The 14918-nt window shown below is 64.6% G+C and carries 14 protein-coding genes; 10 read left to right on the plus strand and 4 right to left on the minus strand.

What is annotated here, in order from left to right; translation table 11 throughout:
* Positions 1-32 precede the first annotated feature (32 nt).
* Positions 33-971: a sugar phosphate isomerase/epimerase gene (locus E5X34_RS21270; protein ID WP_292568588.1), complete on the plus strand. Its 939-nt coding sequence runs from the start codon at positions 33-35 to the stop codon at positions 969-971.
* Positions 972-1036: 65 nt separating this feature from the next.
* Here E5X34_RS21270 and E5X34_RS21275 read toward each other — a convergent pair whose 3' ends face one another.
* Positions 1037-2146, minus strand: coding sequence for a Gfo/Idh/MocA family oxidoreductase (locus tag E5X34_RS21275; protein WP_292568590.1), 1110 nt, complete (start codon positions 2144-2146; stop codon positions 1037-1039).
* 158 nt (positions 2147-2304) lie between these two features.
* Between E5X34_RS21275 and E5X34_RS21280 the strand changes: the two genes are divergently transcribed.
* From E5X34_RS21280 to phnN, 9 genes are all read left to right on the plus strand, one after another.
* Complete coding sequence (locus E5X34_RS21280; protein ID WP_292568592.1) at positions 2305-3150, plus strand: MurR/RpiR family transcriptional regulator; 846 nt, start codon at positions 2305-2307, stop codon at positions 3148-3150.
* Between the two features lie 154 nt (positions 3151-3304).
* Complete coding sequence (gene iolC / locus E5X34_RS21285) at positions 3305-5239, plus strand: 5-dehydro-2-deoxygluconokinase (protein ID WP_292568594.1); 1935 nt, start codon at positions 3305-3307, stop codon at positions 5237-5239.
* Between the two features lie 52 nt (positions 5240-5291).
* Positions 5292-7136, plus strand: a complete 1845-nt coding sequence (iolD, locus tag E5X34_RS21290; RefSeq protein WP_292568597.1) for a 3D-(3,5/4)-trihydroxycyclohexane-1,2-dione acylhydrolase (decyclizing) — start codon at positions 5292-5294, stop codon at positions 7134-7136.
* A 37-nt stretch (positions 7137-7173) separates the two neighbouring features.
* On the plus strand, positions 7174-8088 hold the full coding sequence (gene iolE / locus E5X34_RS21295) for a myo-inosose-2 dehydratase (RefSeq protein ID WP_292568599.1): 915 nt from the start codon (positions 7174-7176) through the stop codon (positions 8086-8088).
* Between the two features lie 64 nt (positions 8089-8152).
* The gene (locus E5X34_RS21300) at positions 8153-8365 is read left to right on the plus strand and encodes a DUF3329 domain-containing protein (RefSeq protein WP_292568602.1); all 213 of its coding nucleotides are present in this window, start codon (positions 8153-8155) and stop codon (positions 8363-8365) included.
* A gap of 381 nt (positions 8366-8746) precedes the next feature.
* Positions 8747-9559, plus strand: coding sequence for a 5-deoxy-glucuronate isomerase (gene iolB / locus E5X34_RS21305; RefSeq protein WP_292568604.1), 813 nt, complete (start codon positions 8747-8749; stop codon positions 9557-9559).
* Between the two features lie 233 nt (positions 9560-9792).
* Entirely contained in the window at positions 9793-10500 is a 708-nt protein-coding gene (locus E5X34_RS21310) for a DUF1045 domain-containing protein (protein WP_292568606.1), read from the plus strand.
* Between the two features lie 129 nt (positions 10501-10629).
* Positions 10630-11769, plus strand: a complete 1140-nt coding sequence (locus E5X34_RS21315) for an alpha-D-ribose 1-methylphosphonate 5-triphosphate diphosphatase (RefSeq protein WP_292568609.1) — start codon at positions 10630-10632, stop codon at positions 11767-11769.
* A complete protein-coding gene (gene phnN, locus E5X34_RS21320) occupies positions 11766-12392 on the plus strand; it encodes a phosphonate metabolism protein/1,5-bisphosphokinase (PRPP-forming) PhnN (RefSeq protein WP_292568611.1) in 627 nt (208 codons plus the stop codon). Before E5X34_RS21315 ends, phnN begins: the two co-directional genes overlap by 4 nt.
* Positions 12393-12594: 202 nt before the next feature.
* Here phnN and E5X34_RS21325 read toward each other — a convergent pair whose 3' ends face one another.
* From E5X34_RS21325 to E5X34_RS21335, 3 genes are read right to left on the minus strand one after another with little or no spacing between them, the layout of a single operon-like run.
* Positions 12595-13410, minus strand: a complete 816-nt coding sequence (locus E5X34_RS21325) for an ATP-binding cassette domain-containing protein (RefSeq protein WP_292568613.1) — start codon at positions 13408-13410, stop codon at positions 12595-12597.
* A complete protein-coding gene (locus E5X34_RS21330; protein WP_292568614.1) occupies positions 13410-14141 on the minus strand; it encodes an ABC transporter permease in 732 nt (243 codons plus the stop codon). Before E5X34_RS21330 ends, E5X34_RS21325 begins: the two co-directional genes overlap by 1 nt.
* A 7-nt stretch (positions 14142-14148) precedes the next feature.
* A complete protein-coding gene (locus E5X34_RS21335; protein ID WP_292568616.1) occupies positions 14149-14895 on the minus strand; it encodes an ABC transporter permease subunit in 747 nt (248 codons plus the stop codon).
* Between the last annotated feature and the right edge of the window lie 23 nt (positions 14896-14918).

Consider the following 14918-nt stretch of genomic DNA (forward strand, 5'->3'; position numbering starts at 1 on the left):
GGATGGTCTGAAGGCAAGCGGGAGTCACCGACATGAAGATTGGCATGATCACCGACAGCCTGGGCAACCTGTCCTTCGATGAGATGCTGCGCGCCTCGGCCGAACTTGGGCTGGAGACGCTGGAATTCGCCTGCGGCAACTGGTCGTCGGCGCCGCATATCGATCTGGCGGCGATGCTGGACAGTGCCGCGACCCGCGCCGAATTCGTCGCCAAGGTCCGCGACCACGGGCTGACGATCGCGGCGCTCAACTGCTCGGGCAACCCGCTGCATCCAGGACCGCAGGGCAAGCAGCACCGGCAAGTGACCGAGGACACGATCCGGCTGGCGAGCCTGATGGGCATCGACCGCGTGGTGATGATGTCGGGCCTGCCCGGAGGGCCGGGCGACGCCAACCCCAACTGGATCATCACCGACTGGCCGCCCGAATGCGCCGACATCCAGCGCTACCAGTGGGACGAATGCATCATCCCTTACTGGCGCGACCTTGTCGCGTTTGCGAACAACCTGGGCATCAGGAAGCTTTGCCTGGAACTGCACGGGCATCAGGCGGTGTACAACGTGCAGACGCTGTTCCGGCTGCGCGATGCCGTCGGGGAAACGGTCGGCGCGAACTACGATCCGAGCCATCCGATGTGGATGGGCGCCGATCCGATCGCCGCCGTGCGCAAGCTTGGCTCCGCGATCTACTATGTCCACGCCAAGGACACACGCGTCGAGCCGGTGCCGGCCGGCATCGACGGCGTGCTCGATGCGCGGCCGCCAACGCTGTTTGCCGAAAGGGCCTGGAACTACATCACGCTCGGCTATGGCCATGGCGAGACCTGGTGGCGGCAGTTCTGCACGGCGCTGAAGCAGGCCGGCTACGACGACGTGCTGTCGATCGAGCACGAGGACATGATGCTCTCGCCGATGGAAGGCATGCGCAAATCCGTGGCGTTGCTGCGCAATGTCGCCATCAACCTCGCTTGAGACGGCCCGATCCGAGGCGTCGTCGCCCAGACCGGTGCCGGCCGTCGCGCCGGTTTTCGGCTCGATCACCTCACATCGACCCAGCGCTGTTCCTGGAACGAGCGCGCCATGGCATGCACGGTGCGCTCGATCTCCAGCCCCTCGTCGAAGTCGATGATGCGGGCCGGCTTGGCGGCGATGCGCATCAAAAGCTCGCGGCATTCGATCATCTTGAGGTCGTTGAAGCCGAGGCCATGGCCGGGCGCCGGCAGGAAGGAATCGTAGGGCTTGTGATGCGGCGCCACCAGGATGGTGCGGTAGCCCTGCTCGGTCGGCCGGTCGGCGGTGAGATAGAGCTGGAATTCGTTCATCCGCTCCTGGTCATAGAGGATCGAGCCCTTCGAGCCGAAAATCTGGATGGCGATGCGGCCCTTGCGGCCCCAGGCCGAGCGGTTGACCAGCAGCGTGCCGGCGACGCCGTTCTCGAGATGCAGCAAGACGCTGGCGATGTCGTAGGTCTCGACGGCGCGGCGGGCGCCCGAAGCGGTCTTGCGGTCGGCATATGGTTTGGCCATGTCGCACATGACGCGCGACACGCGGCCGAACAGTATCTTGATCAGCGACAGCGGATGGACGGCGAAATCGTCGAGCGCGCCATAGCCGGACGAAGCCTCGTGCTTCCAGAAGAACAGCGCTTCCGGGTCGGCCATGAAGTCCTCGTCCATCTCGATGCGCACAAGGTTGACGTCGCCGATGATCTTTTCTTCCAGCAACGCGCCGATATGGCGAATGGCGGGGTTCTGGATGTAGTTGTAGCCGAGCCCGGCGACCTTGCCGGATTTCCTGGCCGCGGCCGCCATGGTCTCGGCCTCGGCGAAACTCGGCGCCATCGGCTTCTCGCACCACAGATGCTTGCCGGCTTCGAGGATGGCAATTGCCATCTCGGGATGGAACTGGTTGGGCGTGGTCAGCGAGACGACATCGACCTCCGGATCGTTGACCACGGCGCGCCAGTCGCCGGAACCCTTGGCGAAGCCGAACTCGCCGGCCTTGCGCCTGGCCAACTCGTCATTCACCTCGCCCAGATGCACCAGCCTCGGCTTGTCGACATCGGGAAAGACGGTGCCCACCGCGTTCCAGGCGATGGCGTGGCACTTGCCCATGAAGCCCGTGCCGATGAGGCCCACTCCGAACATGTCGATTGTCTCCGAGATGAGGGAAATACTGGTGTGGATTGATTAGTCCATTTTGGATTCGAATGGAACATACAAATCATTTTTTATGGTGTTCTTGCGCGAACTCGCTATGATGAGGCAGGAGAGAGACAACCATTATGGGCGCGGACGGAGCGACGATGGACGAACGGGTGCCTCGCGATTTCGAAACGCTGCGCGCGACGATCCTGGACAGGCGCGCGAGCCTGCCCAAGCGCATCGCGCAGATCGCCGCCTATGCGCTCGACAACCCCGACGACATCGCCTTCGGCACGGCGGCGAGCATAGCCGCTTCCGCCGGCGTGCAGCCCTCGACGCTGATACGTTTTGCCCAGCAGCTCGGCTTCGACGGCTTCACCAGCCTGCAGCAGGTTTTCCGCGAGCGTCTCCGAGAGCGCAACTCCTCCTATGACGAACGACTGGCCGCACTGCGCGCCAAGGCCGAGGAAGGCGCCGGCCACCGGGCAATCTTCGATGGTTTCGTCGCCGCCGCCAGCACCTCGCTCAGCGACATTTCGCGCGCGTTAAACGATGCGCATTTCGAAGAGGCGATCGCGCTCCTGACGAAGGCCGAGACCATCTATGTGCTGGCCAAGCGCCGCTCCTATCCGGTCGCCTCCTACATCGCCTATGCGCTGGGCAAGCTCAAGATCCGCAACCAGTTGGTGGAATCCGCGGCCGGGCTCAACGCCGAAATGATCGGCTTCGCCACGCCGCGCGACGCCGTCATCGCCATCAGCTTCTCGCCTTACGCGCCGGCGACCATCGAGGAGACGCGCGCGATCGCCGAACAGGGCGTGCCGATCGTGGCCATCACCGACTCGTCCTTCTCGCCGCTGGCGCAGTTCGCCAAGGTCTGGTTCGAGGTCGCCGAGGCCGATTTCGGCGGCTTCCGCTCGATCTCGGCGACCATGGCGCTGGCGATGGCACTGACCGTTGCCGTCGGCGAGAAGCGCCGCGAGGCCGGGCGCCGGCGCAAGGGTTGAGCCTCGCCGAGGAGCGCTTTTCGGCTCGGGAATGCTCATTCCATATTGACTGTAGATTGGAATTAATATTTCATATTGACGGCACCACGCCATCGCTTGCGCGTGCTGTCCAAAACGACGCTGCTCTGCACAACAAGGCCGATGGGAGGTTCGAATGGGCGAAGCCGTGGAAGGGAAATACCCGCCGCTCGACGTCATCACCATCGGTCGCGCCTCGGTCGATCTCTATGGCCAGCAGATCGGCTCGCGGCTGGAGGACATCACCTCTTTCGCCAAGTCGGTCGGCGGCTGCCCGGCCAATATTTCCGTCGGCACGGCAAGGCTCGGCCTGCGCTCGGCGCTGCTGACGCGCGTCGGCGACGAGCAGATGGGCCGCTTCATCCGCGAGCAGCTCCGGCGCGAGGGCGTCTCCGTTGACGGCCTGAAGACCGACAAGGAGCGGCTGACGGCGCTGGTGCTGCTTTCGGTCGAGAGCGAAGGCGTCTCGCCGATGATCTTCTACCGCTCCGACTGCGCCGACATGGCGCTGGCCGAAGAGGATATCGACGAGGCCTTCATCGCCTCGGCGCGCTCGGTAGTCGTCACCGGCACGCATTTCTCTCGGCCCAACTCGGATGCCGCGCAGCGCAAGGCGATCCGGCTGATGAAAGCCCGGGGCGGCAAGGTTGTCTTCGACATCGACTATCGCCCGAACCTCTGGGGGCTTGCCGGCCATGCCGAGGGCTTCGAGCGCTACGTCAAATCAGACCGTGTCTCGGCGCAGCTGAAGACGGTGCTGCCCGATTGCGACCTAATCGTCGGCACCGAGGAAGAGATCATGATCGCTTCCGGAGCCGACGATTGCCTGAGCGCGCTGAAGACGATCCGTGCTCTGTCCTCGGCCACCATCGTGCTGAAGCGCGGCGCCAAGGGCTGCATCGTCTATGACGGGCCGATCAGCGACGATCTCGAGGATGGCATCGTCGGCAAGGGTTTTGCGATCGAGATCTACAACGTGCTCGGCGCCGGCGACGCCTTCATGTCCGGCTTCCTGCGCGGCTGGCTCGGCGGGGAAAGCTTTGCCACCGCCGCGACCTGGGCCAATGCCTGCGGCGCCTTCGCGGTGTCGCGCCTGCTTTGCGCGCCGGAATATCCGACCTTCGAGGAGCTGCAGTTCTTCCTGAAGAACGGCAGCAAGCATCTGGCGCTGCGCAAGGACGAGGCGATCAACCACATCCATTGGGCGACGACGCGCCGGCGCGACATCCCATCGCTGATGGCTCTTGCCTGCGACCATCGCGTGCAGCTGGAGGATGTCGCGGCAAGGGTCGGCGCCGACGTTTCGCGCATTCCCGATTTCAAGGTGCTGACGGTCAAAGCGGCGGCAAAGGTCGCCGCCGGCCGCGACGGCTACGGCATGCTGATCGACGAGAAATATGGCCGCGATGCGATGTTCGAATTCGCCCGCCATCCTTTCGCCTGGCTCGGACGTCCGGTCGAGTTGCCGGGATCGCGGCCGCTGCGCTTCGAATTCTCGCAGGATATCGGCTCGCAGCTCACCGAATGGCCGGTCGACCATTGCATCAAATGCCTGTGCTTCTATCACCCGGACGATCCGGAAGCGCTGAAGGCCGAGCAGCAGCAGAAGCTGCGCGCGCTGTTCGAGGCGGCGCGGAAAGTCGGCCGGGAGCTGCTAGTCGAGATCATCGCCGGCAAGCATGGCAAGCTCGACGACACCACCATTCCGCGCGCGCTGGAGGAACTCTATGTGCTGGGCATCAAGCCCGACTGGTGGAAGCTGGAGCCCCAGGCTTCCGCAGGCGCCTGGGCGAAGATCGAACAGGTGATCGTCAAGAACGATCCATGGTGCCGCGGCGTCGTGCTGCTCGGTCTCGAAGCGCCGCAGGACGAGCTGGTCGCGGCCTTCGCCGCCACCGCCAATGCGCCGATCGTCAAGGGTTTCGCCGTCGGCCGCACCATCTTCATCAATGCCGCCGAACAATGGCTGTCCGGCAGGATATCGGACGACGAGGCCATCGCCGACATGGCGTCCCGCTTCGAACAGTTGACCGAAGCGTGGCTTGCCGCGCGCGGCCGAAAAGCAGCATAGAACACGGGCAGCATAAGAAAACGGCGTCAACGAAAGCCGGAGGAAACGACAAATGACGAAGACTGTTCGCCTGACGATGGCGCAGGCTGTGACCCGCTTTCTGTCCCGCCAGATGACGGAGATAGACGGCAAAAAGGTGCCTATCTTCGGCGGCGTCTGGGCGATCTTCGGCCATGGCAATGTCGCCGGCATCGGCGAGGCGCTCTACCAGGTCCGCGACGAACTGCCGACCTTCCGCGCGCATAACGAACAGGCGATGGCGCATGCCGCGATTGCCTATGGCAAGGCGAATTTCCGCCGCCGCTTCATGGCCGCGACCTCTTCGATCGGCCCTGGCGCCCTGAACATGGTGACGGCGGCGGCGCTGGCGCATGTGAACCGGTTGCCCGTCTTGTTCCTGCCCGGCGACGTCTTCGCCAACCGCCTGCCCGACCCGGTGCTGCAGCAGGCGGAGGATTTCTCCGACGGCACGGCGAGCGTCAACGACTGCTTCCGGCCCGTCTCGCGCTATTTCGACCGCATCACGCGGCCGGAGCAGATCATCCCGGCGCTGAACCGCGCCATGCAGGTGCTGACCGATCCGGCCGAATGCGGCCCGGTGACGCTGTCGCTCTGCCAGGACGTGCAGGCCGAGGCCTATGATTATCCCGAAAGCCTGTTTGCCGAGCGCGTCTGGACGCCGCGCAGGGTTCGCCCCGACCGCAACGAGTTGGCGGCCGCCGTCGCAGCGCTGAAGGGCGCGAAGAAGCCACTGGTGATCGCCGGCGGCGGCGTCCTCTATTCACAGGCCTCCGGAGAACTGGCGAAGCTGGTGCAGGGCGCCGGCATTCCGGTCTGCGAGACGCAGGGCGGCAAATCCTCGCTGCCTGACGATCATCCGCTCAACATGGCTGCCGTCGGCGTCACCGGAACTTCCGCCGCCAACCGGCTGGCGGAAGAGGCCGATGTCGTGCTCGCCGTCGGCACCAGGCTGCAGGATTTCACCACCGGCTCCTGGGCGCTGTTCAAGAATGCCGGCCGCACAATCATCGGCTTGAATACCCAGGTGTTCGACGCCGGCAAGCATTGGGCGCTGCCGCTGGTCGCCGACGCCGCCGAGGGCCTGGCAGAACTCAGCGCAGCGCTGAGGGGCTGGAAGGCGCCGAGCGCCTGGACCGACAATGCGCTGAAGGGCAAGACTGAATGGCAAGCCGCCGCCGCGAAGGTGACGGCCTCGACCAACGCTGCCTATCCTTCCGATGCGCAGGTGATCGGCGCCGTTCAGCGCGCCATGGGCTCGGGCGTCACGTTGCTGAATGCGTCTGGCGGCCTGCCCGGAGAACTCCACAAACTCTGGCAGGCGGGCGCGCCCGGCTCATATCATGGGGAATACGGCTTCTCGACCATGGGCTATGAGATCGCCGGCGGGCTCGGCGCCAAGATGGCCAAGCCCGACCAGGAGGTCGTCGTCATGGTCGGCGACGGCTCCTATCTGATGATGAACTCCGAGATCGCCACCTCGGTGATGCTTGGGCTGAAGCTCACCATCGTGCTGCTCGACAATCGCGGCTATGGCTGCATCAACCGGCTGCAGATGGCGACCGGCGGCGCCAACTTCAACAATCTCTTGAAGGACGCGCGCCACGAGGTGCTGCCCGACGTCGATTTCGCCGCGCATGCGGCAAGCATGGGTGCAGTGGCCGAGAAGGTCGCCTCGATCGCCGAGCTGGAGGCGGCGCTGGCCAAGGCGAAGAAGAACGACAGGACCACCGTGCTGGTGATCGACACCGACCCGCTGGTTTCGACCGAAGCCGGCGGCCATTGGTGGGATGTCGCCGTGCCGGAAGTCTCGTCGCGGCCGCAGGTGAACGCCGCGCGTAAGAAATATCAGGAAGCCGTGGGCAGCCGTCAGGGCTGAAGCGGCCTCGCAACGAACCGACATTTGGAGTGACGACTTGAAAGCCAAACTGGGCATGTCCCCCATCGCATGGTGGAACGACGATCTCGTGGAATTGAGCGATGACGTGTCGCTGGAGGAGTGTCTGCGCCAGTCGCGCTCGGCCGGCTTCACCGGCATGGAAAAGGGCCGCCGCTTTCCCGACGACCCCAAGGTGATGTTGCCGATCCTGAAGGATGCGGATGTCACGCTTTGCGGCGGCTGGTTCTCCGGCACGCTGGTCAACGAGGAGTTGGCGAAGAACAAAGACCGCATCCAGCCGATGATCGACCTGTTCAAGGCGGTCGACGCGCCCTGCATCGTCTATGGCGAGGTCGGCCGTTCCATCCAGGGCGACCGCTCCAAGCCTCTGGCCACCAAGCCGAAGCTTACCGGCGACGAGATGAAGGCCTATGGCCGCCGCGTCACCGAATTCGGCGAATGGTGCGCCGAGCAGGGCATGCCGCTGTCCTACCACCACCATATGGCGGCGGTCGTCGAGACCGAGCCAGAGCTCGATTCCTTCATGCGCAACTCCGGCGAAGGCATTCCGCTGCTGCTCGATGCCGGCCATCTCGCCTTTGCCGGCGGCGACGTGCTGCGCGCCATCGACAACCACCACAAGCGCATCAACCATGTCCATGTGAAGGATGTGCGCATGGGCGTGATCGACGGGCTGGATCGCTCGAAACAATCCTTCCTCGATGCCGTGGCGCTCGGCGCCTTCACCGTGCCGGGCGACGGCTCGCTCGATTTCGGCGCCATCGTCCAGCGTTTCGCCGATCACGGCTATGAAGGCTGGTTCGTGGTGGAAGCCGAGCAGGATCCGAAGAAGAACCCGCCGCTGAAGATGGCGCAAGTCGGCCACAAGGAGCTGATGCGAGTGATGACGGCCGCCGGCTATACGGTGGAGACGCAAGGGTTTCCGGCCTAAACGGTGGATTAGTCGGGGCGCCCGGTTTATCCGTTGCGCTTTGGGCAAATCCTGGATTGGCGCGATGAAAGACCATGAACATCCCTTCTTCCGGCCGCTGTGGCGACGCATCGCGGTGGTCGCCGTCTGCCTGATCTGGTCGGTGATCGAGTTCGCCTCCGGCACGCCGTTCTGGGGCGTCATCGCGCTCGGCTTCGCCGGCTATGCGGTGTGGCAGTTTTTCTATCTCTACAAGCCGGTCGAGGAGAACAAGGCCGACACTGAACCGAAAGAATGACTGACCCATGGCTCAGAAGCTTCTACGGATCGGATACTGCGTGCCTGGCGGACCGCATGCGTTGGCGATTCGTCGAAACGCCCCTCGCTTCGTCATCCTAGGGCGGAGCAAGGAGCGCAGCGACGCAGCGCAGACCCTAGGAATCCATGCCATGACTTTGAAGTGTTGAAACGGTGCAGAATTCTGCTCCGCTGCGCCCTTCGACTGAGGGAACGGCATGGATCCTAGGGTTCTTCGCGACGGAGCTTCGCTCCTGCTTCGCCCTAGGATGACGAAGTTTGGAGGCCACGGCCAATCGCGAAGGTTTGCGCCGGACTCTTCAGTTGATGAAATCTCTGGGTCGCCAACCCGCCAGAGCGAATAGGGATAGGAGAGACAAAAATGTCGAAACTGCTCGTCAAGGCCGACAAGGGCCACGGCCATGTCGCGCATGTCACGCCGCAAAGCGCCGGCTGGACCTATGTCGGTTTCGACCTGCATCGGCTGAAGGCGGGCGAGGCGGCGACCGGCAAGACGGGCGACCGTGAGGTCTGCCTGGTCTTCGTCACCGGCAAGGGCAAGGCCTCGGCCGGCGGTAAGGATCTCGGGCTGCTCGGCGAGCGCATGTCGCCCTTCGAGGGCAAGCCTTGGTCGGTCTATGTGCCGCAAGGCAGCGACTGGTCGGTGACCGCCGACACCGAGCTGGAACTCGCCGTCTGCTCGGCGCCGGGTCTAAAGGGCGGCCTACCCGTGCGCGTCATCAGACCTGAGGATATCGGCCAGGAGGTGCGCGGCAAGGGCACCAACACGCGCTATGTCACCAACATCCTGCCCGAGGGCAAGCCGGCGGATTCGCTTCTGGTGGTCGAGGTCATCACGCCCGGCGGCCACACGTCCAGCTACCCGCCGCACAAGCACGACCAGGACAATCTCCCCGCCGAATCCTATCTCGAGGAGACTTATTACCACCGGCTCAACCCGCCGCAGGGTTTTGCCTTCCAGCGCGTCTACACCGACGCCGACCGCAACGGCGTGCGCGAGCTGGACGAGGCGATGGCGATCGAGGACGGCGATGTCGTGCTGGTGCCGAAGGGCTATCACCCCTGCGCGGCATGCCACGGCTACGACCTCTATTATCTCAACGTCATGGCCGGACCGAAGCGGACGTGGAAATTCCACAACGCGGCCGAGCACGAATGGCTGATGAAGGCCTGACCGCGCATTGGTCCAGCCGGGAGAAAATCGTCGGCTAACGAGCTTGCGGCTGGACTTGCCTTCGAAAACCCATGAAAGCTTCGTCAATCCGTCATGGAAATCACCTATGGCAGCGGTTCCGGTGCATGTCGCCGCAAACGCCTTGGCGTTTTGGGACCCACGACTTGCCAAGACAATGACTTGAAGCGCGTCGCATGATCCTTCGGGCGCGGCGCGCTTGACGAGGAACGCCGATGCGCTACGCCATCTACTACACACCAGGGCAGGACGAGAAGCTGGCGCGCATTGCCGCCAACTGGCTGGGCCGCGACCCGTTCGGGGCGGCGACGCGGCCGGTGGAGGCGGTGGGCGATCTGTCGGCGGCGGAAGTCGCCTTCCACACTGCCTCGGCCCGACGCTACGGGTTCCACGCGACGCTGAAGGCCCCATTCCGGCTGGCGCCGAACGAGACCGAGGCCTCGCTGCGCGCCGCGCTCGACGCTTTCGCCGAGGCGACGCCGCCCGTCGTCATCCCGCGCCTTGTCGTCGGGCAGATCGACGGCTTCTTCGCGCTGGTGCCGGAAACGCGGTTCGCGCCGCTCAACGAATTCGCCGGCGAGGTGGTGCGCGCCTTCGACAGTTTCCGCGCGCCGCTCACCGAGGCCGAGATCGAGCGCCGCAGCCCCGATGCGCTGAAGCCGGACGAGTTCCGCAACCTTTGCCAATGGGGCTATCCTTACGTCTTCGACACGTTCCGCTTCCATATGACGCTGTCGGGGCGTGTCGGGCCCGAGGAAAGCCCACGTCTTCGCGCGGCGATCGACGGCCTGTTCGCCGACGTACTGCGCCAGCCGGTGCCGGTCGATGCGCTGACCTTGTTCGTCGAAAGCGAGCCCGGCGCCCCGTTCATGGTGCTTTCCCACCATGCGCTTGGCCGTGGCCCGGCCCGCAAGACAGCCTAGGGCGGATCAGCGGAACGCTGAACCGCCCTATCTTTAGTTTTTACGCAATTCCGGACGGAAAACCGCAAAGCACTTTTCCTGGAATTGCTCTGATTTGATCGCCGACCGTTCGAGATAGGACCGCCTGAGATGACCGCCGAAACCGTTCTCACCAATGCCCGCATCGTGCTGCCCGACGAAATCGTCGAGGGCTCGCTTCTGTTGCGCGACGGCCTGATCGCCGCCGTCGAGCCGGGCACTGCCCGCACCGGCGAGGATATGGGCGGCGACTACATCATCCCGGGCCTTGTCGAGCTGCACACCGATCACCTTGAAGGTCATTACGCGCCGCGCCCGAAAGTGCGCTGGAACCCGATCGCCGCGGTGCTTGCCCATGACGCGCAAGTGGCGACCGCCGGCATCACCACCGTGCTCGACGCCCTGCGCGTCGGCATGGACGAGGATGCCGACCTGAAATCCGACGACGTGCGCAAGCTGGCCGACGCGATCGAGGACAGCGTGCGCCAGGATCGGGTCAGGGCCGACCATTTCATCCATTTGCGCTGCGAGGTCTCGGCGCCGGACTGCCTCGAGGCTTTCGCCAATTTCGAGACTGACGACAGGGTGAAGCTCGCCTCGCTAATGGATCACGCGCCCGGACAGCGCCAGTTCGTCAATCTTGAAACCTATGCCTATTACTACCAGCGCAAGCTGAAGCTGACCGACCGCGACTTCCAGAAATTCTGCGAGAAGCGGATGGCGGAATCGGCCCGCAATTCCGGCCCGAACCGGGTTTTCATCTCGGCCGCGTGCCGGGAGCGGGGCATCGTGCTGGCCAGCCATGATGATGCGACCGCCGGCCATGTCGACGAAGCGATCGAGCAGGGCGTGCGCGTCGCCGAGTTCCCGACGACGGAAGAAGCGGCCAAAGCCTCCAAGGCGGCGGGTCTCGGCGTGCTGATGGGTGCGCCGAACGTCATGCGCGGCGCCTCGCATTCCGGCAATGTCTCGGCGCGCACGCTTGCCGCCGACGGCCTGCTCGACATCCTTTCGTCCGACTACATCCCCTTCAGCCTGATCCAGTCCGCCTTCTTCCTCGGCGATGTCGTCGAAGGGATTTCGCTGCCCCAGGCTGTAGCGATGGTCTCGAAGAACCCGGCCGAAGCGGTCGGCCTCACCGACCGCGGCGTCATCGAGCCCGGCCGCCGCGCCGACCTTGTGCGCGTGCGCGTCGACGACCATGTGCCGGTCGTGCGCACCGTGTGGCGCCAGGGCCGCCGGGTCGCATGATGGTCTCGGCCCTCATCGAGCGCGAGCTGGCCGATAGCCTGCCGATCCGCAACGGCGTCTTCGTCGCGGTGGTGGGCCCGAGCGGCGCCGGCAAGGATACGGTGATCGGCTACGCCAGGCAGCGTTTTGCCGGTGAGACGCGGCTGGAATTCGTGCGCCGCGTCATCACCAGGCCGAGCGACACGGCAAGCGAGGACCACGACACGCTGGCGGACGCTGCCTTTGCCGAAGCGGAGGCGGACGGCGCTTTCTCGCTGTGCTGGGACGCGCACGGCCTGCGCTACGGCCTGCCGGCCGATGTCGACTGGGCGGTGGCGAACGGCCATGTCGCCGTGGCGAATGTCTCCCGCGCGGTCATCCCGGCGCTGCGCGAACGCTACGCCAACCTGGCGGTGGTCGAGATCACCGCCACGCCGGAGATCCTCGCCGAGCGGCTGGCGGCGCGCGGCCGCGAATCGCGCGGCGAGGTGCTTGCCCGTCTGGCGCGCAGCGCCAGCGTCAAGCTGACCGGGCCGGACGTCACCTCGATCGACAACAGCGGCGACAAGGAGCTCGCCGGCGAACGCTTCGCCGAGGTGCTGCGCAAGGCGATGGCGTTTTCCGATCTGTCGGACATGATTTAGCGCAACCTCCCCTTCTCCCCCTTGTGGGAGAAGGTGGCTCGGCGCGCAGCGCCGAGACGGATGAGGGGTGTTGGAAGGATCGGTACGATGAAGAAATGGGCGCTTGAAGCATCCTATTCTTCAGCGCCTCGTTTCTTCCAGCACCCCTCATCCGGCCGCTTCGCGGCCACCTTCTCCCACAGGGGGAGAAGGGGACAGCGCTTCACTTGTTGAAATTGGCGATGAACTGCTTGAATTGCGGCGTCGGCGGCCTGGCGAACATTTCCTTCGGTTCGCCGACCGAATCCACCTCGCCCTTGTGCAGGAACATGACCTTACTGGACACGTCGCGGGCGAAGCTCATTTCGTGGGTGACGACCAGCATGGTGCGCCCTTCCTCGGCAAGCGAGCGCATGACGCGCAGCACCTCGCCGACCAGTTCCGGATCGAGCGCCGATGTCGGCTCGTCGAACAGCATCACCTTAGGGTTCATCGCCAGGGCGCGGGCGATCGCGGCGCGCTGCTGCTGGCCGCCCGACATATGCGGCGGATAGTAGTCGCGCCGCTCCCATATGCCGACGCGCTTCAGCAAGGCCTCGGCCTGCTCCAGGCACTCCGCGCGCGGCCGCTTCAAAACATGCGTCGGCGCGGCAACTAGGTTTTCGAGCACCGTCATGTGCGACCAGAGATTGAAGCTCTGGAAGACCATGGCGAGGTTGGCGCGGATCCGCTCCACCTGGCGGATGTCGGCCGGCATCTGACGGCCGTCCCGCCCCTGCTTCATCTTGATCAACTCGCCGTCGACCCGCACCTCGCCGGAGTCAGGGATCTCCAAGAGGTTGATACAGCGCAGCATCGTGCTCTTGCCGGAGCCCGAGGAGCCGAGGATGGAAATCACGTCGCCCTTGTGGGCTTCCAGCGAAATGCCCTTGAGCACCTCGTGATCGCCAAAGCATTTGCGCAGGTCCTTGACGCTGATGGCGGGCGTCTCTCCGGAGGACGGTGCTGCTTTCGCGGCAGCGGCGACATTTGCCGACATCACAACACCTCCGGTACGGGTCTGATTTGCTGGCTCTGCTCGGGAGGCGGCCGCAGATGCGGCGACAGCCGGTATTCGACCCAGGCGAACAGCCGGGCGATCGACAGGTTGAGCAGTAGGTAGATCACGCCGGCGCAGGTTAGCACCTCGATCGGTCGGAACGTGTCGTGCTGGATCTTCTGCGCCGTTCCCATCATCTCCATGATCGTGACCACCGAGGCGAGCGCGGTCGCCTTGGTCATCAGGATGATTTCGGTCGAATAGGCCGGCAGAGCGAGCCGCAGCGCGATCGGCAGCGTGACGAGGCGGAAACGGGTGAGGGCCGACATGCCGAACGCCTTGGCCGCCTCGATCTGTCCGACCGGCACCGCCCGCAGCGCGCCGCGGAAAATCTCGCTCTCATAGGCGGCCGTGTTCAAGGCCATGGCGACGATCGTGCAATACATCGGATCGCGCAGGATCGGCCACAGGATCGGGCTGTGGCGGACGAAGTCGAACTGGGAGAGGCCGAAATAGATCAGATAGAGCTGCACCAGGAGCGGCGAGCCGCGGAAGATGAAGACATAGGCGCGGGTGAAATATTCACCCAATCTGTAGCCGGAAGCCCGCAGCCAGGTCAGGCCGGTGGCGATAATCAGCCCGAAGGCGATGCCGAAGAACCAGATCTCGAGCGTCAGCGGCAGCGCCTTCAGCACGCTCCACATAGTCGAAAGGTAGAAGTCGAGATCCACCGCCACCTCACTTTGGCCGGGTGAAACTGCGCGAGGTGTAACGCTCGGCCTTTTCGAAGATCGGTGTCGAGATCGAGGTCATCACCAGGTAAAGGATGCCTGCGACCGTGTAGAAAAGCAGCGAATGATGCGTCGATCGCGCGGCCTTGTTTGCGGTGAGCATCAGCTCCGCGACGCCGGTGACCGAGATCAGCGCCGAATCCTTGATGGTCAATTGCCAGACATTGCCCAGCCCCGGCACGGCGAGGCGCAGCACCTGGGGCACGATCACGAGGCGAAACCGCAGCCAGGCCGACATGCCGTAGGCGCGGGCCGCTTCCAATTCGCCGCGATGGATCGCCAAGAACGACCCGCGAAAAACCTCGGCCTGGTAGGCGCCCGAAATGATGCCGACCGCGAGAACGCCGCCGAGGAAGCTCGGCATGTTCAAGATGTCGGTCGATCCGATCGACCCGGTGGACCGCGCCACGCCGGTCAGGACCTGCGTGCCGCCATAGTAGAACAGATAGATGATCAGAAGCTCCGGTTCGCCGCGGAAGACGGTGGTGTAGCTCTCGCCGATGAACCTCAATCCGCCGCGATGCGAGAGCTTGGCCGCCGCCACCAGCGAGCCCAGCACGGCCCCGATCAGCATCGAGACGACGGTGACGGCGAGCGTCCAGGCGATGCCCCAGAGAAGCTGCACGCCCCAGCCGGCGGCCAAAAGCTCATAGGCCGTCGACACCTGGTCCTTGAGATCGTTGAGAAACTCCACCTACGCCTTCCTTCCCGGCGACG

Source organism: Mesorhizobium sp. (assembly GCF_004963255.1).
Taxonomy (GTDB): domain Bacteria; phylum Pseudomonadota; class Alphaproteobacteria; order Rhizobiales; family Rhizobiaceae; genus Mesorhizobium.